This window comes from Nocardia sp. CDC519 (assembly GCF_059509835.1).
The window spans coordinates 5,768,065-5,790,568 of sequence record NZ_CM183377.1 but is presented as its reverse complement, the minus strand read 5'-3'; the positions used below and the strand labels follow the sequence as shown (position 1 = coordinate 5,790,568).

Here is a 22,504-nt window from a genome sequence, read left to right as displayed (position 1 = left end):
CGCCGTCGCAGGCTGCGCGCGCCAAGAACGACAGCAACTGCATACAGACGACGAGTGCATGCAAGGTCGAGCAGTGACCCTGCGCGGGCGCGGAACCTCGGCGGGCACCTGCTCATAAACGTCATCTTCAGCGCGGCAGTCGGAGCTGATCCGCCCCTTCCGGCCGCGCCGTAGAACTACCGATAATCAACATTACGTCAACTAATCGGGATCAGGGCCATCCCCTCCGAGCCGGTCGCTATCGTCACCGTGTGTCACAGATCGACGGCCCGCGGCGTCTAGTTGAGTGACACACGGGCCGATCAGCGGACAGGAGTGACGGATGGACAGTGCACCGGGAAATGTGGGTGGCCGGGTGGATGCTGCCACCGAGACCTTTCTCGCGCACCGCAATCTGCTGTTCACCGTGGCCTACGAGTTGCTCGGTTCGGCGGCCGATGCCGAGGATGTGTTGCAGGAGACGTGGCTGCGGTGGGCCGAGGTCGATCTGCCGACGGTGCGGGACCGGCGGGCCTATCTGGTGCGCATCACCACCCGGCAGGCATTGACCCGGCTGCGCACACTCGGACGCCGCCGCGAATCCTATGTCGGCCCGTGGCTGCCCGAACCGCTGCTGACCTCCCCCGACGTTGCCGAGGACGTCGAGCTGGCCGACAGCGTGTCGATGGCGATGCTGCTGGTCCTGGAGACGCTGGCGCCGGTCGAGCGGGCAGTGTTCGTCCTGCGTGAGGTCTTCGCCCTCGGCTACGACGAGATCGCCGAGGCCGTCGACAAGAGCCAGGCCGCGGTGCGCCAGATCGCCCACCGCGCGCGTGAGCATGTGGCGGCGCGACGCCCGCGTGGGCCGGTGTCGGCGGATGAGACCCGCAGTGTGCTCGTGGCGTTCCAGCGGGCGCTGCACACCGGTGATGTGCAGGCGCTGCTGGATGTGCTGGCGCCGGAGGTGGTGCTGCTCGGCGACGGCGGCGGCATCAAGCAGGCGTTGCCGCGGCCGGTGGTGGGTGCGCTGCCGGTGGCGAAGTTGCTGATGCACGGCTGGAAACGGGTGGGTCCGGTAGCGTCGTTCGAGCTCACGCTGGTCAATGGCAGGCCCGCGGGTGTGCTGCGGCTGGACGGCGAACTGGACAGCGTGTTGTCGCTGCGGATCGACGACGGGCTGATCACCGGTATGTACGCGGTGCGCAATCCGGAGAAGTTGTCGCGAATGGAGCGTGTGGTCGCGGTGAGTCGCTGAGCGCCTGCCGCCCGGCACCGCTCCCCTGCGCCCGTCGGCTCGGACGGGAAACCCGGTATCGCAAACCCCGCACGGCGGACACTTGAATGGGTAATACTTCTGAATGTGTCCACCACCTCGGACTTCGAGCGCATGCTCCGTGGTGCTGCACTGCGTGTGACGGCGCCGCGCGTGGCGGTGCTGTCGGCCGTGCACGAACATCCCCACTCCGATACCGATTCGATTCTGCGATCGGTGCGCCAGACGTTGGGCGCGGTCTCTCATCAGGCGGTGTACGACGTGCTGCGTGCCTTGACGGCGGCGGGACTACTGCGCCGGATCCAGCCGATGGGGTCGGTCGCGCGGTATGAGACCCGGGTCGGTGACAACCATCATCATGTGGTGTGCCGCGGCTGTGGCGCGATCGCCGATGTGGAGTGCGCGGTCGGTGCGGCGCCGTGCCTGACCGCGTCCGATGACAACGGTTTCGTACTCGATGAGGCCGAGGTCATTTACTGGGGCGTGTGCCCCGAATGCTCGTCGTCCATGCCCTCACACGGGTGATCACAGCCCGGTTCACCCCTCCTCGAAAGGAACGTCGTGTCTGACAAGCCACCTACCAGTGAGAACACTGCCAGTGTCAGTGAGAGCGAGAACCCGGTAATCCCCTCGCCCACCCCGAAGGCGAGCCGGCCGCGGTCCAATCGTGACTGGTGGCCGGATCAGGTGGATCTGCAAGTGCTGCACCAGCATTCGGAGTTGTCGAATCCGTTCGGACCCGATTTCGACTACGCGCGTGAGTTCGCGTCGTTGGATGTCGAGGCGGTCAAACGCGATGTGTTCGAGGTGATGACGACCTCGCAGGACTGGTGGCCGGCCGATTACGGCCACTATGGTCCGTTGTTCATCCGGATGAGCTGGCATGCGGCGGGAACCTATCGGATCGCGGATGGTCGCGGTGGCGGTGGTGAGGGCGCCCAGCGGTTCGCTCCGCTGAACAGCTGGCCCGATAACGCGAGCTTGGACAAGGCGCGCCGGTTGTTGTGGCCGATCAAGCAGAAGTACGGCCGGAAGTTGTCGTGGGCGGATCTGCTGGTGTTCGCCGGTAACTGTGCGTTGGAGTCGATGGGTTTGCCGACCTTCGGTTTCGCGTTCGGTCGGGAGGACATCTGGGAGCCGGATCAGGTGTTCTGGGGTCCGGAGGACACCTGGCTCGGCGATGAGCGCTACAGCGGTGATCGGGAGCTGGCCAAACCGTACGCGGCGGTGCAGATGGGTTTGATCTATGTGAATCCCGAAGGCCCGAACGGTGTGCCGGATCCGGTGGCCGCGGCGCGCGATATCCGGGAGACGTTCGCCCGGATGGCGATGAACGATGTGGAGACCGCGGCGTTGATCGTGGGTGGTCACACCTTCGGCAAGACCCATGGTGCGGGTCCGGCGGACGGTGTGGGTCCGGAGCCGGAGGGGGCGCCGCTCGAGGATCAGGGTTTGGGGTGGAAGAACAGTTTCGACACTGGTGTGGGCGCGCATGCGATCACCAGTGGTCTGGAGGGTACGTGGACGCCGACGCCGACGAAGTGGGACAACACGTTCCTGGAGACGCTCTACGGTCATGAGTGGGAGATGACCAAGAGCCCGGCCGGTGCGTGGCAGTGGATTCCGAAGGATGGTGCGTCCGCGGATGCGGTGCCGGATGCGCACGATCCGTCGAAGTCGCATCCGCCGGTGATGTTGACGACCGATCTGTCGTTGCGGATGGATCCGGTGTACGAGCAGATCACGCGTCGCTGGCTGGAGCATCCGGAGGAGTTGACCGAGGAGTTCGCCAAGGCCTGGTACAAGCTGCTGCACCGCGATATGGGTCCGGTGTCGCGGTATCTGGGTCCGTGGGTGCCGGAGCCGCAGTTGTGGCAGGACCCGGTGCCGGAGGTCGATCACGAGTTGATCGATGCCGAGGATATCGCGGCGTTGAAGTCGCAGATCTTGTCGTCGGGTCTGTCGGTGGCGCAGTTGGTGTCGACGGCGTGGGCGGCGGCGTCGTCGTTCCGTGGCACCGATAAGCGTGGTGGCGCCAATGGCGGCCGGATCCGGTTGCAGCCGCAGCGTGGCTGGGAGGTCAACGAGCCCGATGAGTTGGCGCAGGTGGTGCGTGTGCTCGAGGGTGTTCAGGAGTCGTTCAATTCCGGTCAGAGCGGGAACAAGCGGGTGTCGTTCGCGGATCTGGTGGTGCTGGGCGGTTGTGCGGCGGTCGAGGCGGCGGCCAAGGATGCCGGGGTGCCGGTGTTGGTTCCGTTCACGCCGGGGCGGACCGATGCCACGCAGGAGCAGACCGATGTGGAGTCGTTCGCGGTGCTCGAGCCCAGCGCGGACGGGTTCCGCAACTATTACGGCAAGGGCAATCTGCTGTCGGCCGAGCATCTGCTGGTGGACAAGGCGAATCTGCTGGGTTTGACGGCGCCGGAGATGACGGTGCTGGTCGGTGGTTTGCGCATGTTGGGTGCGAATTATCAGCAGTCGCCGTTGGGTGTGCTGAGTTCGGCGCCGGGTGCGCTGACCAACGATTTCTTCGTGAATCTGCTCGATATGGGTACGAGGTGGGAGAAGTCGGAGGCCGACGACGGCACCTATGTCGGTAAGGATCGGGTGTCGGGTGCGCCGAAGTGGACGGCGAGCCGGGTGGATCTGGTGTTCGGTTCGAATTCGCAGTTGCGGGCGTTGGCGGAGGTGTATGCCACCGATGATGCGAAGGAGAAGTTCGTCGCCGATTTCGTGGCGGCGTGGAACAAGGTGATGAATGCGGATCGGTTCGATCTGAAGTGAGTAGGGCGGCGACCGGCTGGTGGGCCGGTCGCCTCTCCCCTGTGTTCGCGGGTGTGTCAGGGGACGATGACGGCGCGTCCGCGCAGTGTGCCGGCGGCGAGTCGCCGGTAGGCTTCGGGCGCGTCGTCGAGGGTGAAGCGTTCGACGGCGATGTCGAGGACGCCGGCGTGGGCGAGATCGATGAGTTCGATGAGTTCGCCGCGGGTGCCCCAGTACGGTGCGGTGACGGCGGTTTCGTAGGGGCTGATGCCGAAGCCGACGCGGGCGGCGGATTGCCCGTCGCCGAGGCCGACGATGGTGACGTCGGCTGCTACGCCGGCGACGGCCATGGCGGTGTCGACGGTGGGCTGGTAGCCGACGAAGTCCAGGACGAGGCTTGCGCCGCCGGGTCCGGTGATGGCGCGGACGTTGTCGGCGGCTGCGGCGTCGGAGAGTACTGCTTCGTGGGCGCCGACGGATGTGGCGAAGGCGAGTTTGTCGTCGTTGACGTCGAGGGCGATCACCCGGGCGGGTGAGAGGTGGCGCAGCAACTGGATGGCGACGTGGCCCAGTCCCCCGCTGCCGATCACGACGGCGAAGGTGCCTGGCACCAGTTTGGGCAGTGAGCGTTTGATGGCGTGGTAGGGGGTGAGTCCGGCGTCGGTGAGCGGCACGGTGGCGACGGGGTCGAGGTCGCCGATGGGTACCAGGTGCCGTGCGGAGTCGACGATCATGTATTCGGCGATGGCGCCGGGTGCGCCGAGGCCGGGTGGGTAGATGCCGAGTTCGGCGGCGCGGGAGCAGTAGTTCTCGGCGCCTCGAGAGCAGAACCAGCAGGTGCCGCAGCCCCAGGGGCCGTAGACGACGACCGCCTGGTCCAGTTCGAGACCGGTGACGCCCGCGCCGAGGGCGGCGACGGTGCCCGCACCTTCGTGGCCGAGAGTGAGTGGCAGCGGGAAGGTGAGGGCTTCGGCGGGCAGGGACATGACGAAGTCGTCGGAGTGGCAGACCCCGGCGGCGGTGATTTTCAGCAGGACCTGCCCTGGGCCCGGTTCGGGGGTGGGGATGTCGCGGACTTCCGGTTCGGCACCGACCGCCGCGTATTGCAGAGCCTTCATCGCACGTCCTCCGTTCGATGCTGGTTGCCTCCACGATCGCATGCGGGCCCGGCATCCGGGTGGCAAATCGCCGGGGTTGGTCGAGGGCTGTCGCCGCTGGCCGGCGAATTGTCGTCCGCGGGTTACCAGACGAGGGTGAGGTCGGGGATGCGGACGCGGCCGAAGAAGCGTTTGTCGATGTCGCTGCCGTCGTGGTTGTAGCCGTTCATGAGGTCGGCCAGTTCGTCGGCGAGGGTTTGCAGGGCGGGGCTGATGATGTCGATGCCGTCCTCGCGTACCCATCCCCATTCGGGTGGGACGTTGTCGATGGTGATGTCGATGCAGCTGTGGTGTGGTGTGTCGACGGTGTAGGTGATCTGGGGTGGGGCGTCGCCGATGGGGTCGCGCAGGGCGGGTTCGCCGGGGTGGGCCGGGCGTGGGGCGAAGGTGGCGCGGGCCAGGACGATGTCGGCGCGGATCATGTCGGCGATGCGTTCGAGGTCGGCGTGGCGGCCTACCCGGTGGTGGCGGTTGCCGTAGGTGCGGTCACCGACGGCCGGTCCGGTGCCGGTTTTGGTGAGGATGCGGTCGAGCATGCGCTGGGCGGTGGCGCGTTCGCTGTCGCCGGTGTTGGGGTGCTCGATGAGCGCGCGCAGGCGGGAGATCCGCAAGGTTGCACTGGTCGCCATCGTCGCAGGGTATCGGAACGCGCCTGATCAGCGGCGTAACGCTTGCCGGATGGCGAGTTCGACCGGTGCGAGGTGCTCGGTTGGTCCGTCGATGCGTAGTGCCCGGGTGGGCGCGAGTTTGGGCTGTCCGAGGATGCGTGGGGTGTTGCCGCGGTTGGGTTGTCCGGCGTGCACGAGAAAGGGATGGCACAGGTAGACGTCGCCGGCGTGGCCGGTGGCGTAGGCGGTGGGTAGGTGGGCGGTGGCGGGGTCGGCGTGGGCGGCGAGTGTGCGGGCGTCGAGGCCGGTGTCGCCTTCGGGTTCGAGGAGGCGCGCGATGTGGTGGTGGGAGCCCACGCGCAGCCGGGTGGGGGCGTCGTGTTCGCCGATATCGGTGAACAGGAACAGCATCAGCAGAGCGCGGTCGCGGGAGCGGATGTTGGCGCGCCAGGTGAGGTAGTCGCCCGGTGTGGAGTGTTCGCCGGGGTAGCTGACGTCGACGTGCCAGCCGTCGAGGACCGCGGGTTCGTCGCCGGGGAATCGGATGACGAACCCGCCCAGCGTGTCGCGTGGTTGCCAGCGGCCGCGGCCGACGAGGGTGTCGAACGCGGCGTGCAGGGTCGGGGTGTTGGCGGCGTCGAGGAATGGTTGCTGGTGGTAGTCGCCGAGGCCGAGGGCTGGTCCGGTCCGGGTGGCGGGGTCGATATCGCGCCACAGGATGTCGCGGCATTGTGCGGCGAGTTCGTGGGAGAAGGCGCCGCGGAGCCGGACGAAGCCGTTGTCGATGAAGTCAGCGACCTGTGCGTCGTCGAGCATGCGGTCAGCGTCGCCGATGCGCGGTGTGGCCGCAATCGATTTTCTCGGGATCGCCAAGGACTCGAGCCGGCGTGACCGTAAACGGGCTGCTGCACTGAATCCGCTGCGGCCACGTCGAACCCGACCGGCCGACCTTCGCGCTACCGCCAACCCACACCAGGCACGACTTCAGCAGATCACTTCAGGCATCCTTCGCCGCGCCGTCTCCGAGCAGCGCCCGCACATCGGGCAGGTTGCCGATCCGTTGTGTCGCCGGGCGGCCCGGAGCCTCGGTTTGGGTACTCCCGGTGGCGCGCAACCGTGCCCGGATCTGCTCGGGGGTGCCGCGCCCGGCCCCTGCCGCCGCGAGCGCGCCCTGGTAGCAGGCGATGGTGCCGACGACGATGGGTGAGGCACTCGAGGTGCCGCTGAAGGTGTCGGAGTACCAGAGGTCTTCGTCCCCGCCGCCTTGTAGATCGCCGTAGCCGGTGGTGGTGACCTCACGCCCCCAGCCCTGGGCGTCGACGCGGGCACCGTAGTTGGAGAAGTCCAGCCGAGAGCGGGCCGGGCCGTGATCGCGCCCGTGGGTGCCCGGCGGCGGCGCACCCGCACCCACCACGATCGCACCGGAATCGGCGACGCCACTGCGGAACGGATTACGCCACGTCGACGGGAATTCGGCAGGCTTGTTGTCGTAGAGCGCCGCGTCGAGATCCTCGCCGCCGTTGCCCGCGGCTTCGACGACCACGACGCCGCGGCCGATGGCGTAACGGATGGCGGCCCAGTCGTCGGGCCACCATTCGATGGCGATGTAGCCGCGCTGGTCGCCGCGACCGGCGTAGTTGAATCGCGGTCCCGGGCGATGCAACTCGATGAGCAGGATGTCGCCCGCGCTCAACGCGTCGGCGGCCGACCGGATCGCGGCCGCGGAACCGCCGCCACCGAACACCGATACCGCGCGAATCCCGGCTTCCGGTGCGATCCCGGTGATGCCGAAACCGTTGACGTCGCCGCTGATCTGCCCGGCCACCGCCGTTCCGTGATTGCGCCACCCCAGATCCGGTGACGGACTGCCGCCGATGATCCCGCCCTGATTGTCGAGCAGATCCTCATGGGTGAACCGCCACGCGCCCTCGACATCGATCACCCTGACTCCGGTGCCGCGGCCACCTGGCCGAGTCCACGCCCACTGCGCGTTCACCCCGTCCGGCGCCGCGCCCAGATATCCCTGGCGGGTCAGGAAATCCGGTGTCACCGCGGGTGGTTCGGTGAGGGCTCGGGCCGCGACATCGGCGACGGTGGTGCTGATCGGCGGTGCCAGCGGCGGCTCGGCGGGTGGTTTCACATAGGCGGCGGCGACGGCGTCATCGGCGCGCAGCCGTTCGGCTTCGGCCTCCAGGTCGTCCTCGACACCGGCGACGGTGAAGTAGTTCAGCAGTTCGGCGCCCGCGGGTTCGACCGGGGTGCCCGCCAGGCGGTGCTCCAGTCGCCGCGGCGGACCGAACACCCGCGACAGGGCCGCGTTCGGTAGCAGCTCCCCCAGCCGCGTTTCGGCCGAGGCGTTCTCGCGCAGGGCGGCGGGGTCGATGGCGGCGGCCGCGCCGTGGGTGACGACGACCAGCTCGGCCGGGGTGCGGGGCGGCTGGAACCCGGTCGGGCCGAGCGAATTACGACGCTGATCTGGTGTTCCCATACCGTCAAGTCAACCCGCTGGACGGCCGGGCCGCCAGCGGTTCGGCGTTTCAGCGCCCCATGGCGTGTCCGCTGCCGGGTGGCATGACGATGGTGGTATCGACGGCCGGGCGCGGCGGCGCGGGCCGAGGCGGAGCCGGTTCGGTTTCCGCCGGCTGCGACGGCGGCTCGGCGGGAGCTTTACGGGCGGTGAGGATTTCGGTGATCCCCAGAGCGATCATGCAGCAACCGGCGGTGGCGGCCAGGACGTCGGCCGAATCGAATGGCACGATCGCCACCACGATCCCGGCGATCAATGTCGCCAGCCCGATCACCTCGTGCGCACCACGCCCCGGAGTGTCGTCGTCGTCCCATACCGCGGCGATCGCATGCACCACCCCGCGTACTGCCCAACCGATACCGAGCCACATCGCCACCAGCAGCACCCAGTCCCCGCTGCGGAACGCGAGCAGCCCGAGTACCGCCGATACCGCGCCCGCGAGGAACATCAATACGCGGGGAAAACGGCCGAGTCCCGAGGCGAATGCGATGGTCAGTTGCAGTACCGCACCGACCAGCAGATACACCCCGGCCAATGCGGCGAGCGTCGCCACCGATTTCCCCGGCCACATCATGATCACGACCCCGAGCAGCACCGAGCAGATGCCGACAACCAGGACCGTCTGCCGCACACCGCGACCCAACACCGACATCGGACCCGAATCCTCGTAGGTGGGCATAGCGACATGATATGGCCAACCCGTGCCGTTTGCCGAACGATTGCCACATTCGCCCGGTCAGGGTGGCATTCACCCGCCGCACCCTGCTCGGTCGAGTGTGCTCCCGCGTCGAAGGCACCGAGGCTGCCGGTCACGGCTCACTGTGGCGGAGCAGTCTCGGGCGACTCTCTGCCGAAGCGGTTGCGCGCGCAGTAGATTGTGGGAGTGAAAGCTTCGCCCCTGTCGATCGGGGCTCTCGTCGGCGCTGTTGTCGGAGCGCTGCTGATTTCCCCGGTGGCCGCTTGCTACCTGGCTCCTGCATTGACATTGTCGGCCATTGTCGACAGTGCAGAACTGCTCACGGCAACCCTGCTCGGCGCATGTCTGCTCACCGGAGCGGTCCTCGGCGCATGCGTAGGCGCTGCTTTCGGGTGTGCGGTCGCCGCCGACCGCCGCAACGGCGGTTTCCACTGCCGCGGCCACGGGTGATCTCGGCCCTGCTCCGGAGCCACACCCGGTGGGCGCACCGAGTGACCACCACCGGCGGTCCGCACGTGATATCTGATGTCGTGCCGCCTGTTCGGGTGCTTGGGCGGATCGTGTCAGGACAGGCACCCGCACGCGGCGCCCGCCGGCCGCGGATCCGAGAGCTGCGCCGGCCCTCGGAAAACGCTTGCGGCGCCGTTCATGCGTTCTTGTGGCGCTGGTAGTGCCTGGCGACGCGGGCACGGTTGCCGCAGAGCGCTGGGGAACACCAGCGGCGGCGCGGATGGGTGGGCAGAAAGAGCATCCGGCACTGCGGTCCCTCGCAGGCACGGACCTTCACGACCGCGGGGTCGCCGAGTAGGTCCACGGCCGCCTCGGCGAGCTGGGCGAGCAGGCGAGCCAGGCTGTCGCCGTGCCGACCCGCGATGACGCCGAGATCGGGCTGGAGGATCCGGTAGGCGGGGGCGGTGCGGATCGCCCGGTTGACGGCGTCGAGAGCCTGGGTGGGCACTGGGTCGCCGCGTCGGGCCGCCTCGACGGCTGTGCGGATGTGTTCGCGGAGTTCACCGACCGCGGTCAGCGTCGCGGTCGTGACCGAGGACGGTGCGGTGATCCGGTCGGCCTGCCGCGCCAGCCAGCGCTCGAAGGCCTCGACGCTGTCGAGTGCATCGATCTCGCCGTCGCGGGTGGACGCACGAGTGTTGAGCAGGTCCAACGCGAGTGGCTCACCGATCAGCAGATCCATGGTTCTAATGATATCTCAGCGGGTTGACACATTAGAACTAGCCTGATTTGATCTAATGCGTTCTTGATAGAGAGAGGCATTAGTGATGAACGTTCCTGAGGTCAGGCACGGGTTCGTGGACGTCGACGGGGTGCAGGTCTTCTACCGGGAGGCCGGGCCGGCGGACGGCACGACACTGCTGTTGCTGCACGGCTTCCCGTCCGCGTCGCACCAATACCGGCGGCTCATGGACGCCCTCGACGGCCGCTATCGGCTGATCGCCCCGGACTACCCTGGCTTCGGGCACACCGAGACCCCGAACGGTTTCGTGTACTCCTTCGACGCCCTGGCCGATACCGTCGAAGGATTCGTGCAACGGATGGGTCTGGACCGATTCGTGCTCTACGCCTTCGACTTCGGTGGGCCCATCGGCCTGCGCCTGGCCACCAGGCACCCCGAGTGGATCGCCGGGCTGATCGTGCAGAACGCCAACGCCTACGAGGAAGGCCTGTCGGAGCTGGCCCGCAACACGATCAACGCGGCGGCCGACGAGCTCGGCGACCTGTTCACCTTGCCGGTCACCCGGAGCCAGTACGAAGGCGGCACCAGCAATCCCTCGCTCGTCTCCCCCGACGGATGGACGCTCGATCAGCACTTCCTCGACCTTCCCGGACGCAAGGACGCCCAACTCGCCCTGGCCCTGGACTATCGCAGCAACGTCGAGCTCTACCCCACCTGGCAGGCGTGGCTTCGCCGGCACCAGCCGCCGACGCTGATCATCTGGGGTCGCGGCGATGCGTTCTTCCCCGAACCCGGCGCCCACGCCTACCGGCGCGACCTGCCCGACGCCGAACTACACATCCTCGACACCGGCCACTTCGCACTGGAAGACAAACTGCCCGACATCGTCGCGCTCATCGACCGATTCCTGAGGAAGTTCACCATGAAGATCGCCGTCATCGGAGCAACCGGCAACCTGGGCGGCGCCATCGCCCGGGAGGCCACCGCCCGCGGGCACCGGGTGTCGGCGCTGTCCAGCGCCGATCTCGACGTCCGTGACCCGGACTCCATCCGCGCCGCGGTCGCAGGCCACGATGCCGTGGTCGCCTCGGTCAAAGGCTCCGACCACCTCGTTCCCAAGGCGGCCTCCGCCTTGATCGAGGCCGGCGTTCGACGTCTGTTGTTCATCGGCGGCGGCGGAAGCCTGCTCGCCCCGAACGGCCAACGGTTCGTCGACTCACCGAGTTTCCCCGCCCAATACCGGGAGACCGCGCTCGACCAGGCCGATGCCCTCGACATCCTCCGCCGCGACGGCGCCGCCGTCGACTGGACCTACCTGAGCCCACCGCCCATGCACCTCATTCCAGGCGAGCGCACCGGCGTCTACCGGACCGAAGCCGGCGACACCCCCGTCACCGACGCCAACGGCGACAGCCGTATCACCATCGGCGACCTCGCCTCCGCCGCGGTGGACACCCTGGAACGCAACGCATTCCTCCGCCAACGCATCACCGTCGGCTACTGACAACGCCGCGGTGCCGCTTCCGCGGGGAGCCACGCCACGGGCAGTGGCCGCAGGACGGCAGTCGTTTACCGCAGACGAGCACGCGGGGCCACCTCGATGATCACCACCTCACGGCACGCCTGGCCGGACGGCATATCCGCCGAGCGTGCCGGAGGTGGTGATCCCGCTGCGGGAATCGCCTCGATCGCGCCAGTATGCGAGCACCGGCCGGTCCGCTACCCGACATCGGTTGTCTTGCCGGCTGATTCCAGGAGCGCGTCGAGTTGGCGTTCGGCGCGTTCGGCGCGGGCCAAGGTTTGCGCGCGAGCGTCGTCGAGGGCCGCGATGCGGGCAGCCGCGTCGGCGTGGGCTTTGTCGATCGCGGCAGCCGCTTCCGCACGCGCCGCGGTGAGGTCGGTGGCGGCGGTTCGGCGGGTGTCGGCGAGTTCGGTGCGGACGTGGCCGAGTTCGGTGCGCGCCCGCTCGAGTTCGGCGCGTAGCTCCTGGATCGTGTGCGCGCGTTCGGCGGCCGTGCGTTCGGTGCGTTCGATGGCTCGTTCGGCGTCGGCGGCGCGCTGGACAGCGAGATCACGTTCGGCGGCGGCCGCGGTGACCTGCTGGGTGGCGGCGCGGCGAATCTGTTCGATCTCGGTGGCCGCGGTGGTGCGTACCCGTTCGATATCTTCACGGGTCTGTTCGCGCAGCCGTTCGATGTCGTCGGCGCATTCCTGACGCGCAGCGCGAATCTCGGCGTCGGCGACGCTGCGGGCGGCGAAGACATCGGCAGCGGCCTGTGTGGTCACCGCTTCGACCTCGCGCAGCGCCTCGTCGCGATCGGCGCGAGCCCGGGCGGTGTCGGCTTCGGCGGCGGCACTGCGCGCCTCGGCCGCTTCGGCGGCCGCAGCAGCGTCCTCGGCGGCTTCTTCGGCGCGCACCCGCTGCTCGTCGGCGGCGCGGCGAGCCTGTTCGGCATCGGCGGCGGCCACTTCGGCTTCGGCGATGCGGCGGGCGGCGTCGGCCTGGATCTGCTGAATCTGCGCCTCGGCCACCGACGGGTCGGCCAGCGTGGCGAGTTCGGCGACGGCCGCGTTGAGGGTGGTGCCCAACTGCTGGGCCAGGCCACGGAACTGTTCGAGCAGCTCATCGGCGCGCACCCGCGCCGCCGTCGCCGGACCAGGCTGCGTCACAGTGACGGAATCTCCCGGTGTCGTCGACTCCTGTTGCTGCCGTTGACGTTCCCGCCACGCCCGCCACCGCGTGTGCTCGGGAAGGTCGCAGTATTCCGACGGCCGGCCCGGTCCCCCGCCCTTCGTGATCGGTCGCGCACAGCCCGGGAAGTTACATACGTTCGCCACCGGAAAATCGTAGCGTTTGTTTCGTTAGCGGCGACGTAATGACACGAAACGAAATCCAGGGAATCCCAAGGGAATTGGCTCGAACCTGACCGCCGATAAGTGAACATTATCGGCGGTCAGGAAATGGCGCCCTTGTTGGCTCGAGGAGTCGGCCGACCGGGCTCGCGCCCGCGGATCCCCGCAGTCACAGGCGACGCGAAAACTGGGGTCGCTGGTACGCGCGTCCCACAATGCGGCGGGTTCGGTGCGGTGCACCCCTGTCCTATCGCAGCAGAGTTGATCCAATCTCATGCGAGGTGCACCGATTCGTGGAGAGTTCCCGTGTGAACCGCTCCGTCCACGCAACGCGTCTCACCCGGTCTGCTCTCTTTGAGCCGACACTGTTACGGCTGGTCCGATGTCTCATTCGAACTGCTACTGGGGGTCGGTAGCAGAAGGCGGCCTGCGGTCAATGAGGCTTGTCATCGAAATGTCAATGCCACAAGCGAGCACGCTGACCCGCGATGCCTTAGACAACGCGCTCGTCGTGTTTGAATACTGGCGTCACAACGACGTACTGGTCCTGGTTTGGCCGCCCGACGCGCAGCCCTCGGCTGGGTAGCGGGTACCTTCGGCGCGTGCTGCTCCCCGGAACGGTGACCTGAGCGGTGTCATCCTGCGGTTGCGCGCGGGAGTTCAGCGCACGGCGCGAACACCCGCACCATCGTGCTCCAGGCACATTCCGAGATCGCGCGCACAGTCCTCGGTATTAGTGCCCCATTCGCCGGGGCTGAGATCATGTTGAGGCTGGTCATGCCGTCGCGGACACGTTCGCGACGTCGGACTTCCGCGCCGTCGAGGTGGGTGTATGCCGGCTCGTGAGCAACAATGGCTGCTGTGGAAATCGTCGTCGTGGTCGACACCAACATGATCAGGGATTCTCCGAGGCTCCGGCGTGAGGAGTGGCTGTCTCTGATCGAGAACAAGACCGCTTGGGGTGTGGAATTCGCAATCCCTGAGGTCGTGGTCATGGAGTCGGTGAATGTCGTTCGGCGCGAGTGGGACAAGCAGCGCAGCGCACTAGCCAGGGTCAAGGTTGGCGAGTTCGGCTTGGGTAACGCGCTGGACTCGATGCTCGCCGAGATCGACAAGTGCTCCGAGGGATATGAGCAGTGGCTTCGTGACCGTCTCGGTGAGATCGGTGCGTCCATCGTGGCGCCGCCACCGACCGACCTAATGGACCTCGCCCGCCGCGCTTCCGCTCTGCGCGCTCCATATGCCAAGGACAAGGATGGCTTTCGCGACACCCTGATCTGGCTCACCGTTCTGGCCATCGCGCAGGACCGTCCTGATGCCGAGGTGTGGTTCGTCAGCGACAACCACGACGACTTCGGGCCGAAGCCCGGCAGCTGGACTGGGGACAACACCGGCGAGCGTGATGATTGCCCCATTCTGTTCCACCAGGATCTGCGTGAGGACCTCGACGAACGAGGCTTGTCGAGCCGAGTGAACTACGTGGTCAGCGTGAAGCGGTTGGAACAACACATTGCCGCCCGGTTCGCGCCGATCCCGGAGCCGGACCTCAAGGCCCTCGCCGATCAGATCGACAGGAAGCCGCTCGCGGAACGACTGATGTCAGCTACTTTCGGGTTGGAAGTTGATCCAGAGCAGGCAGCACTGCCTCTCGCGGCCGTTGCGGGTGTGATCATCGGGACTCGAGAACAGCATGATGGATGGGAGTTCAGCGAAGGCGCTCTCCGCGGGGAGTCCGGATGGACTGCGCGATTCGCAGTCGACACAGAAGTCGATGTCAGGTTCGTCCGGCATGACCTCAGCGACAGTGACATCACCAAGAAGCTCCGGGTGTTCGGCGACATCACGGTCTCATCGAAGAACGAAGTCTTGGACGTTGTTGTGACGTCGGCCGAGGCGCTGCCTGATGATCCCCGGCGTGCGAAATGGGTCGAGCGGTCTAACCGGCGTGCGTCGAATGCCAAGTTCCCGGACCCGTTTCGGGATCTGCCGTTCCAGACCGTGAGCGCGGGGTATGCAAGTGCGCAGAATCGCAGGTTCGCTGAAGAGGTGAGCAGGTCATTGCCGCCCGAGAGTTTGCGGCAGATGGCCGAGCGGGCGCAGGAGATGATGCCCCCGGAGTCCTTGCAACGCATGGCCGAGCAGGCGCAGAAGGCCCTGCCTCCCAAGGACTTGCAGCGCATGGCTGAGAATATTCGGAAGATGCTGCCCCCCGGGTTTCGCTGACCGGCAGACATGTTCAGGGGAACGGTGTTCCCGTTCCCGTTGGCGCTTGACGTTGGATCGGGGTTCGCTGTCGTGGTGGACCTGACCGCGGGCTGATCGTGAAGGCTGATCGACGGCGACGGCCCGGGATTCACCTGCCAGGCCGAGGGATGCCCCGAGGACCGTGAGGTTCTGCTTCACCTGGCCGACGATCCTTGGGGCAGCGCTGACCTCTGTCTCGCCCATGCCAGGCAGTTCGCCATCCAGACGCCACTGGTTTGGGCCTGTGAATGTCCGTTCTGCCAGCGAGCGCGTGGACTGTTGACGCTGTGCCGAAGAGTTGGTGAGGTCGGCGACCATTGAGATCCGTCGATGTGCCCGCAGGCGGGCCAACTATTGACAGAAGAGCTGAGTGACGCTTCTTTCCTGCTCGCGTTTGACGTTGGCGCGGGCGCCGTCGAGGGAGCGCCGCAGAGCGCGGTTCTCCTGGTTGGCCTCGGCGAGGGTTCCGTTTAGCGTGCTGAGACGGCTGCGGAGCTTCGCGTTTTCCTCGGCGACGTGGTTGCCCTCGGGGTCGTAGAGCTGGCCGGTGAGGTCGCTGATGCGCGCGTCTCGGTCTCTGACCGCAGCACGGAGTGACGAGACGACCGACTCGACGTTGAGGGTGCGTTCGCGCCAGGACGCGGTATTTCACCGACAACGACATTCGGACGCGAGAAGAAATCCCCGCGTCCGCCGAAAGACCCCCTGAGCGATCCTCCAGGTCGTAGGCCGCGAACTTGTCGGTGCCCTCCTGTAGCTTCGTCGCGATCCAGTCGGCTGATCCACAGCATCAATGAGATGGGGCTATTTGATGGCGATGTCGAGCGAAGACCGCCGGATCTTGTGGGTGCGCGCTGGCGGCCGCTGTACGTTGTGCAAATCCTATCTGCTGCACGGGGAGTTGACCGGCTTCGAGGTACCTGTCGGTGAAGGCGCTCATATCGTTGGCCAGGCACAAGCCGAGCGCTCCCCGCGTGGCATGAGTGAGCTGCCCCTCGATCTACGCGACACGCCGGAGAACGTTCTGCTGGCATGTGCGAACTGCCATAACGAGATCGACAAGGCGAAGGTCGCCGAAGTTGTCACTGCCCAGATGTTGCAAGAACGCAAAGCAGCTCACGAGGCCGAGATCCGGCATCAAACCGGCTTGACCGCAGACCGGCGAACGACAGTGCTGCGGATGTTCGGCGCTATCCGGGGTGCAATGATGCGAGTTGACGCGACCGACGCCGCGACCGCTGTTCTCCAGTCCAGCGATCGATTTCCCCTCTTTCCCGCCAGCTATGACCAACAGGGCCTCGAACTCGACCTGTGCCGAATACCGGGTGAGGAATCACCCACCAACGGGTACTACGCCTCCGCAGCGCGAACAATCGATATTTTCGTCGGTGGTCGGGTCGCTGACGGTGTCGAGCAGGGCCATCTCACCCATTTGAGTGTCTTCGCGATCGCTCGATTGCCGCTGCTGGTCTATCTGGGTTGGTCGCTTGATGACGGCATCGATACCGATGTCTACCAGCGCCACCGATCGACCGGAAAATGGCAGTGGCCAACCGCCGGAGACATCACCACCTTCACCGTCGACGCCACTGTCGCTGGAGCGTCCGACGCCGCGGAGGCGGTGTTGATCACCAACCTGTCCGGCACTACGACGCCACCACAACTGCCCGAAGCTGTCGTCGGGCTGCCCGCATTCACCGTGACTCCGACCGGCCAGCAGTCCCACGAAGACGTGATCGCCCACCCTGCCTCGGTCGTGGAGTTCAGAACCGCTGTGCGCCGATTCTTCTCCGAGCTCGAAGCCAGTCGGCCCGGTGTGGCGACGCTGCACGTATTCGGAGCACTTCCGGTCTCGGCGGCCGTGAGCCTTGGACAGACTCTCAAGGCCCGCGATCTGCGGCCGAAAGTTGTGCTCTACGACCTGACCCCCACCGGCTATCAGCACGCACTGGAGATTTGATGGACACCAACGCGCATTTCGAGGCATTCCTCGACAAGACGGTGAACCTCAAGGCGTGGAAGCTCACCCAACTCGATGACCGCGTCAACGCGATCGTCAACGCACTACAGCGGGATCCGACGATCGGCCCGATGTACAAGGAGCACCTCCCGCAGGGTTCGTGGGCACACCACACGATCATCAACCCGGTGGGTGAGTTCGACGAGTTCGACGCCGACTTCCTGCTACACGTCGAGGAGAACTTGGATTGGTCCGACGACCCAGGCCAGTATCTGCGCGAGGTACGTGCGGCCTTCAAACGGACAGCGACCTACAAGGACAAGGTCCGCAAGAAGAACCGATGCGTCCGTATCGGATACGCCAACGACTGCCACGTCGATGTCGTCCCGCACCTGACACTCGCCGACGGCAGGCAGGTCATCGTCAACTATCGCGACAACTGTTTCGAAGACACCAATCCCGATGGGTTCACTCAGTGGATGCGCGAACGCGACGAGCTCGCCGGTGGCAACCTTCGACGGGTCATCCGTCTGCTGAAGTACCTGCGGGACTACAAGAACACCTTCGACTGCAAGTCCGTGATCTTGACGACGTTGGTCGGTGGCCGGGTGCAGCCCTTCGACGTCGCAGACCGCTACGCTGACATCCCGACGACGTTGGTTACCTTGCTCGAAGATCTCGACAGCTACCTCGACCTCCACGAGATGATGCCGCTGCTCGACGACCCGAGTTGCCCTGGCACGTCGTTCAATCACCGCTGGGACGAGGAGAAATACTCCACCTTCAGGACCATGATCAAAAAGTACGCCGGCTGGGCCCGCGAAGCCCGCGACGCGACGACTGAAGCAGGCGCGGTCGCAGCCTGGCAGAAGCTGTTCGGGCCAGAGTTCGTCACACCTGAAGTCACCGAAGCAAAAGCTGCGATCGTGGCCGCCGCACGATCGCGCCGCCCCGTCCTGGATGTCCGTGCACCCGGCGAGGAGTTCATCGAAGAGCAGGGCTACAGATTTCAACCGCGATACACCGCCACCATCGACGGCAGGGTATTGGAACTCAACGGCGGACGTGCTCGGATCCTTCGGGATCGCAAGCCCGTACGTCGCGGCCTGCGCCTGAGGTTCACAGTCAAAACGGATGCCCCACGCCCCTACCGGGTGATCTGGAAGGTCCGAAATCGTGGGGACGCAGCGACTGCTGCGGCCGCTCTTCGCGGGGCACTCATTGCTCCCAACCAGGCAGAAGATGCCCGGTTCGAGAGCACGAAATACCCTGGGCGCCATTACATCGAGGTCTATATCGTACGAAACGAAGTCGTGGTCGCTAGCGACCACCACGAAGTCGTCATCCAGTGATGGAGTACCAAGGCCATCAACTCCCAACTTCAGGCCAAGCTCGGTCGACGCGATGTCTCTGAAACCGATCTGGTGAAACAAGCCTTCTCGGACAAGGCGCCTGAGACTGGCAAACCTCGGCTGCGGTTCACCGAGATCGGCGACGAACAAACCGCGAAGTCGATGCAAGGCGGCGTACTCGAATTCGGGTCCGGCTGTTTCCGCGCGATCCGCAACCCTGTCGGGCACCTGCCCGATGACGAGCTCGACCCGGATGAACAGACCGCGTTGGAGAGGCTGTGCGCGCTGAGTCTGTTCGCCCGCTAGATCGATGACGCCGAGCTGGTCGAAGCCAACGACTAGCGCCGTCAGTTGGCCGGGCTGACCAAAGCCGCGCTCGCGGCCGTGGTCGGAGTGTCGGGGGCGGCCGTGAGCCAGTAGGAGTCCTGGACATCGCCGCCACGTCCCGACCAGGTCGTCAAACTTGGTGAGGCATTGGATGTGCCGATCGATTTCTTCGCGGTCGGGCGACCATTCGCCCAGCTCGCGCGACGGTCCGTCACGCCCAGCGTCGGCAGTGGCCAGGTGCCGCGCGCCGCTCGGCCGCCCTGGATCGGTTTCTCTGCGGCCCTATGGTGTCCCGGCCGCGGACGAATGCCCTCGGCCTTCGTTGCGAATCCGCTCCGAGCCGTCATCTACGCCGCCCCCGCCCGTGCACACGGCACCCGTATGCCGCGCCGGTCGGGCCATGCCGAGGGCGTCTAGTTCGACTTCATCGGCCTGGACCGCCGGCCGCATCGACGCGCAGAGCGATGCCCGTGGTCATGAGGTGGCGGGCGGCGCCGATGACGGGCATGGGCTCGTGTTCGGCGAGCCGCCGACAGCCGCTTGGGGTTCACGTCAGTCCGGCAGCCAGTGCAGCTCGTGCGCCACGGTTTTGGCGACGGTACGGATGCGGCGATGCAGCGGCGACTGTTCGCGTGGGAGGACCAGGTGGATGGTCAGGCGGGGCGCGGCGCGCAGCGGTCGCCAGGTGAGACCGACCGGTGCCACTGTGGCCGCGGCTTCTCCGGCCGGGGCGAGAGTGATCCCGTCACGCAGGTCGCGTTGAGACATGTCGAAGGAGACGGCGGGGGTGTGGAATCGGGGGTGGGGCTGGGTGTCTCGGAACAGTGCGGCCAGCTGGTCGTGGATCACGGGGTTGGCCGCGCGGTCCGGGAGGCGCAGCGGATACGCGGCCGCGTCGGAGATCTCGATCTCCGGGCATCCGGCCAGCGGATGGTGCTGGGCCAGCTGGACCCCGACGCGCATCCGCCGCAGCAGGAACCGGCGCACGCCGCGGCCCGGCTGTTCACCGCGGGTGATCCCGGCATCGAGACGGCCGTCGGCGACCGCGGGCGTGATGTCGGGCGTCGCCATCGGGACCGCGGCGACCTCGAGCCCACTGTTGCCGCGAATCAGCCTGTCCACCAGGGCCGGTACCGTCTCGGCGCCAGTGGACAAGCTGTATCCGATGCGCAGCGTGCCGAGTTCACCGGCCGCGGCGCTGCGGGCGGTGCCCCAGGCCCGGTCCAGTGCCGCCAGCGCGGGCGGCGCCGACTCGGCCAGAGCCGTACCGGCCGCGGTCAAGACGACGCTGCGGGTGTTGCGCACCAGCAGAGCGGTACCGAGTTCCTTCTCCAATCGGCGGATCCGGGCGCTGAGTGCGGGCTGTGCGATGCCGATCCGGGTGGCCGCGCGGGACCCCGCCATGTCCGACCCTGCGCGGCTGGCTGCCTACGACGAGCTGGCCGGTCCCGCTGTTCAGGCCGGGGGTGGGCGTGTCCTGTCGCTGATTCCGTCCCGTGGCGGGCGAGTCGCGGCGTACGAGGCCGGCCTCGCGCAGCGTGTCGTCCTGATCGAGTTCGACAGTTTCGACCAGGCCGTCGCGGCATACGAGAGTGAGGCATATCAGAAGGCGCTGGTGGCTCTGCCCGACGGCGTCGAGCGCGACTTCCGCATCGTCGAAGGCATCGACTGACTGCGCTCCGGCCGGACCGTCACCGAGGCTCGACTTGCCTGCCGCTGCCGACTGTCGCCAGCGGCAGGCAAGCTGGTAACCGCGGCGATCGCCGCAGTGCTATCGGTTTCCGGACCGACGCCCCGGTCTCACCTCAGGTGCCGGGTGAAGAAGCGGTTCGCCTCCTCCTGGGCGTATGCCGGCACGCCGGTGTGTCCGCCCATGTTGGCGTGCAGCGTCTTCTCCGTGGAGCCGAAGGCGTCGAACAGGTCCAGCGCCATCTGCCGGTCATTGCCCTCGTCGTCCCATTGCAGCAGGACGTGCAGTGGGATGGTGACCTTCGGTGCCTCGGCGAAGGTGGCGCGCGGCACGTAACTGCCGGCGAAGAGCACGGCGGCCGTGATCCGTGGCTCGACGACAGCCAGCCGGGTGCCGAGGGAGATCACCCCGCCGGAATACCCGACCGGGCCGCCGATCTCGGGCAGCGCCAGGAGACTGTCGAGCGCGGCGCGCCATTCCGGGGTGGCCTGTTCGACCAGCGGGAGGACGAGCCGCTCGACGATGTCGTCGCTGACCGGCTCGCCGGCCTGTACTGCCTGGCGAAGGTCGGCGCGGGCCTGGTCGGCGTCCACCGATCGGGGCCGGTCACCGCTCCAGGGCAGCTCGATGGTGGCAGCGGCACAGCCGTCGGCCACGGCGTGCCGGGCCCGGGCCAGTAGCCGCGGGTACATCGCCGGCAGTCCGCCCGGATGGCCGAGCAGGATCAGCGGGGCCGACGCGGAGGTGGCCGCCGGCGTCCACAGGAGGCCGGGGATCTCATCGAGGGTGAAGGTGCGCTCGATGATGTCGTCGTCGAGACGCTGTTCGGAAAGAAATTGCACGATGGTGCCTTTCGGGAGTGCTCACGAACGGCGCTCCCGGACGACCTATCGCCCGACCGTGACCCCTGAGGGGAGCACCCATGTCGATACTGCGTTCACGGATACCACCTCCTCGTCCTTTGGCACGGTCCCTGCGACGGTAGCAGTGGAGTCGGTTGCCGGCCAACGGATTTTTCGTGGTGGTTTGGGGAGCCGACCGCGACCGCACATCCGTCCCCATCGACCGGTCTCCCCGAGGCCGGCATCTGTGGCCGGAGCACAGTTCAGCTCCGAACGCGGCGGCGAACTCCTCGGGCTTCGAGCCCTACCTGATGCTCTCACCTGCTACCGGGCACCCGCGCTGTGAGCGGCCATGGACAGCAGTGCCAGGGCGTCGTGTTCGGCTGTGCCGGCTACATACCGCGTGCATAGCGCACGGACTCGATCACCGTCTTCATGTCCAGTTCCAGGCCCGGTGCGTTGTCGACGATCTCACGGATCTCGAGCACGGCGTCGTCGACGGAGCTGCGCCGGGCCGAGGTGATCAGTTCGCTGCGCACGTAGGCACTCAGCGGCATGCCTGCTGCCGCGGCGCGCGCGTTGAATACGCTCCAAGCCTCAGCGGGCAGGTCGTAGATGTTGATCAAGGCCAGGGCGCCCGCGTCGAGCTCGGCGGCGGGGTGTCCCGGCCGCTCGTCGGCAAGGAACTGCACGACCGCGTCGATGGGTACCCGCCGGCCCGCCAGTGCCGTCAACTCTCGGCGCACATACTGGCGCACCGGTAGCCCGGCCGCGCGAGCACGCCGCCGCAAGACGTCGGACGTGGCGGTGGGCAGGTCCTCGATATCGATCAACGTCATGCAGGCACGGTACTGCTCAGTCGTTTCCGAACACCAGCGGCAGCACTGGACCACCTGGCCAGACGGCAGCCTCGCGCACCCGCCGAACAGCACCGCCCGGTTGGACGCCCACTTCATCTCCCGACAGCATCCTCCTGACGGCGCTCGGCAGAGATCAGTGGGGCGAGCTCCATGCCCAGCCCGCGATCGCCGCACGCCACG

19 protein-coding genes are annotated in these 22,504 nt (G+C 66.9%); 9 read left to right on the top strand and 10 right to left on the bottom strand.

Going from position 1 to position 22,504, the window contains the following annotated elements; translation table 11 throughout:
* The first annotated feature begins 322 nt into the window (after nucleotides 1-322).
* The 3 genes from AC5W7N_RS26185 (at nucleotide 323) to katG (ending at nucleotide 4,036) form a co-directional block, all read left to right on the top strand.
* Nucleotides 323-1,234, top strand: a complete 912-nt coding sequence (locus tag AC5W7N_RS26185) for an RNA polymerase sigma-70 factor (RefSeq protein ID WP_490725127.1) — start codon at nucleotides 323-325, stop codon at nucleotides 1,232-1,234.
* 105 nt (nucleotides 1,235-1,339) lie between these two features.
* Nucleotides 1,340-1,777, top strand: coding sequence for a Fur family transcriptional regulator (locus AC5W7N_RS26180; RefSeq protein WP_163817793.1), 438 nt, complete (start codon nucleotides 1,340-1,342; stop codon nucleotides 1,775-1,777).
* 36 nt (nucleotides 1,778-1,813) lie between these two features.
* Nucleotides 1,814-4,036 (top strand): catalase/peroxidase HPI, encoded by a 2,223-nt coding sequence (katG, locus tag AC5W7N_RS26175; protein ID WP_495922407.1) that lies wholly within the window; start codon nucleotides 1,814-1,816, stop codon nucleotides 4,034-4,036.
* A 56-nt stretch (nucleotides 4,037-4,092) separates the two neighbouring features.
* Here the strand turns inward: katG and AC5W7N_RS26170 are convergent, their stop codons facing one another.
* The 6 genes from AC5W7N_RS26170 to AC5W7N_RS26145 form a co-directional block, all read right to left on the bottom strand.
* A complete protein-coding gene (locus AC5W7N_RS26170; protein WP_195019321.1) occupies nucleotides 4,093-5,133 on the bottom strand; it encodes an NAD(P)-dependent alcohol dehydrogenase in 1,041 nt (346 codons plus the stop codon).
* A 122-nt stretch (nucleotides 5,134-5,255) separates the two neighbouring features.
* The gene (locus tag AC5W7N_RS26165; protein WP_195019320.1) at nucleotides 5,256-5,801 is read right to left on the bottom strand and encodes a hypothetical protein; all 546 of its coding nucleotides are present in this window, start codon (nucleotides 5,799-5,801) and stop codon (nucleotides 5,256-5,258) included.
* A 27-nt stretch (nucleotides 5,802-5,828) separates the two neighbouring features.
* Nucleotides 5,829-6,596 (bottom strand): phytanoyl-CoA dioxygenase family protein, encoded by a 768-nt coding sequence (locus AC5W7N_RS26160; RefSeq protein WP_490725131.1) that lies wholly within the window; start codon nucleotides 6,594-6,596, stop codon nucleotides 5,829-5,831.
* 181 nt (nucleotides 6,597-6,777) lie between these two features.
* Nucleotides 6,778-8,268 (bottom strand): S8 family serine peptidase, encoded by a 1,491-nt coding sequence (locus tag AC5W7N_RS26155; protein ID WP_495922404.1) that lies wholly within the window; start codon nucleotides 8,266-8,268, stop codon nucleotides 6,778-6,780.
* A gap of 49 nt (nucleotides 8,269-8,317) precedes the next feature.
* Nucleotides 8,318-8,986 (bottom strand): HdeD family acid-resistance protein, encoded by a 669-nt coding sequence (locus AC5W7N_RS26150; RefSeq protein WP_195019317.1) that lies wholly within the window; start codon nucleotides 8,984-8,986, stop codon nucleotides 8,318-8,320.
* 664 nt (nucleotides 8,987-9,650) lie between these two features.
* A complete protein-coding gene (locus AC5W7N_RS26145; protein ID WP_163817867.1) occupies nucleotides 9,651-10,196 on the bottom strand; it encodes a CGNR zinc finger domain-containing protein in 546 nt (181 codons plus the stop codon).
* An 85-nt stretch (nucleotides 10,197-10,281) separates the two neighbouring features.
* On the opposite strand from AC5W7N_RS26145, the gene AC5W7N_RS26140 reads away from it, so the two are divergent.
* A complete protein-coding gene (locus AC5W7N_RS26140) occupies nucleotides 10,282-11,700 on the top strand; it encodes an alpha/beta fold hydrolase (protein ID WP_495922402.1) in 1,419 nt (472 codons plus the stop codon).
* A gap of 215 nt (nucleotides 11,701-11,915) precedes the next feature.
* Here the strand turns inward: AC5W7N_RS26140 and AC5W7N_RS26135 are convergent, their stop codons facing one another.
* On the bottom strand, nucleotides 11,916-12,866 hold the full coding sequence (locus AC5W7N_RS26135; RefSeq protein ID WP_495922401.1) for a coiled-coil domain-containing protein: 951 nt from the start codon (nucleotides 12,864-12,866) through the stop codon (nucleotides 11,916-11,918).
* Nucleotides 12,867-13,910: 1,044 nt separating this feature from the next.
* On the opposite strand from AC5W7N_RS26135, the gene AC5W7N_RS26130 reads away from it, so the two are divergent.
* From AC5W7N_RS26130 to AC5W7N_RS26115, 4 genes are all read left to right on the top strand, one after another.
* Nucleotides 13,911-15,272, top strand: coding sequence for a PIN domain-containing protein (locus AC5W7N_RS26130; RefSeq protein WP_280499145.1), 1,362 nt, complete (start codon nucleotides 13,911-13,913; stop codon nucleotides 15,270-15,272).
* An 832-nt stretch (nucleotides 15,273-16,104) separates the two neighbouring features.
* Entirely contained in the window at nucleotides 16,105-17,253 is a 1,149-nt protein-coding gene (locus tag AC5W7N_RS26125) for an HNH endonuclease (RefSeq protein WP_280499144.1), read from the top strand.
* The gene (locus tag AC5W7N_RS26120; protein WP_280499143.1) at nucleotides 17,253-18,605 is read left to right on the top strand and encodes an SMODS domain-containing nucleotidyltransferase; all 1,353 of its coding nucleotides are present in this window, start codon (nucleotides 17,253-17,255) and stop codon (nucleotides 18,603-18,605) included. The genes AC5W7N_RS26125 and AC5W7N_RS26120 overlap by 1 nt, the downstream gene beginning before the upstream one ends.
* A 15-nt stretch (nucleotides 18,606-18,620) precedes the next feature.
* Nucleotides 18,621-18,911 carry a TIGR02391 family protein gene (locus AC5W7N_RS26115; protein ID WP_280499150.1) on the top strand — a complete coding sequence of 97 codons (291 nt, stop codon included), beginning with the start codon at nucleotides 18,621-18,623 and terminating at the stop codon, nucleotides 18,909-18,911.
* Nucleotides 18,912-19,484: 573 nt separating this feature from the next.
* Here AC5W7N_RS26115 and AC5W7N_RS26110 read toward each other — a convergent pair.
* Entirely contained in the window at nucleotides 19,485-20,336 is an 852-nt protein-coding gene (locus AC5W7N_RS26110; protein WP_495922398.1) for a LysR family transcriptional regulator, read from the bottom strand.
* Between AC5W7N_RS26110 and AC5W7N_RS26105 the strand changes: the two genes are divergently transcribed.
* On the top strand, nucleotides 20,335-20,604 hold the full coding sequence (locus AC5W7N_RS26105) for a DUF1330 domain-containing protein (protein ID WP_280499141.1): 270 nt from the start codon (nucleotides 20,335-20,337) through the stop codon (nucleotides 20,602-20,604). The two genes, AC5W7N_RS26110 and AC5W7N_RS26105, sit on opposite strands and share 2 nt — an antisense overlap.
* A gap of 128 nt (nucleotides 20,605-20,732) precedes the next feature.
* On the opposite strand, the gene AC5W7N_RS26100 is transcribed toward AC5W7N_RS26105, so the two are convergent.
* Together AC5W7N_RS26100 and AC5W7N_RS26095 are read right to left on the bottom strand one after the other, a co-directional pair.
* Entirely contained in the window at nucleotides 20,733-21,464 is a 732-nt protein-coding gene (locus AC5W7N_RS26100) for a dienelactone hydrolase family protein (protein ID WP_495922396.1), read from the bottom strand.
* A 392-nt stretch (nucleotides 21,465-21,856) separates the two neighbouring features.
* Nucleotides 21,857-22,303, bottom strand: coding sequence for a hypothetical protein (locus tag AC5W7N_RS26095; RefSeq protein WP_495922395.1), 447 nt, complete (start codon nucleotides 22,301-22,303; stop codon nucleotides 21,857-21,859).
* Nucleotides 22,304-22,504 lie beyond the last annotated feature (201 nt).

Bases quoted from the DNA above. Each gene is read 5' to 3' on its own strand.
- AC5W7N_RS26185 (WP_490725127.1), top strand. From the start codon at position 323: ATGGACAGTGCACCGGGAAATGTGGGTGGCCGGGTGGATGCTGCCACC.
- AC5W7N_RS26170 (WP_195019321.1), bottom strand. From the start codon at position 5,133: ATGAAGGCTCTGCAATACGCGGCGGTCGGTGCCGAACCGGAAGTCCGC.
- AC5W7N_RS26165 (WP_195019320.1), bottom strand. From the start codon at position 5,801: ATGGCGACCAGTGCAACCTTGCGGATCTCCCGCCTGCGCGCGCTCATC.
- AC5W7N_RS26160 (WP_490725131.1), bottom strand. From the start codon at position 6,596: ATGCTCGACGACGCACAGGTCGCTGACTTCATCGACAACGGCTTCGTC.
- AC5W7N_RS26155 (WP_495922404.1), bottom strand. From the start codon at position 8,268: ATGGGAACACCAGATCAGCGTCGTAATTCGCTCGGCCCGACCGGGTTC.
- AC5W7N_RS26150 (WP_195019317.1), bottom strand. From the start codon at position 8,986: ATGCCCACCTACGAGGATTCGGGTCCGATGTCGGTGTTGGGTCGCGGT.
- AC5W7N_RS26145 (WP_163817867.1), bottom strand. From the start codon at position 10,196: ATGGATCTGCTGATCGGTGAGCCACTCGCGTTGGACCTGCTCAACACT.
- AC5W7N_RS26140 (WP_495922402.1), top strand. From the start codon at position 10,282: ATGAACGTTCCTGAGGTCAGGCACGGGTTCGTGGACGTCGACGGGGTG.
- AC5W7N_RS26125 (WP_280499144.1), top strand. From the start codon at position 16,105: ATGGCGATGTCGAGCGAAGACCGCCGGATCTTGTGGGTGCGCGCTGGC.
- AC5W7N_RS26120 (WP_280499143.1), top strand. From the start codon at position 17,253: ATGGACACCAACGCGCATTTCGAGGCATTCCTCGACAAGACGGTGAAC.
- AC5W7N_RS26105 (WP_280499141.1), top strand. From the start codon at position 20,335: ATGTCCGACCCTGCGCGGCTGGCTGCCTACGACGAGCTGGCCGGTCCC.
- AC5W7N_RS26110 (WP_495922398.1), bottom strand. From the start codon at position 20,336: ATGGCGGGGTCCCGCGCGGCCACCCGGATCGGCATCGCACAGCCCGCA.
- AC5W7N_RS26095 (WP_495922395.1), bottom strand. From the start codon at position 22,303: ATGACGTTGATCGATATCGAGGACCTGCCCACCGCCACGTCCGACGTC.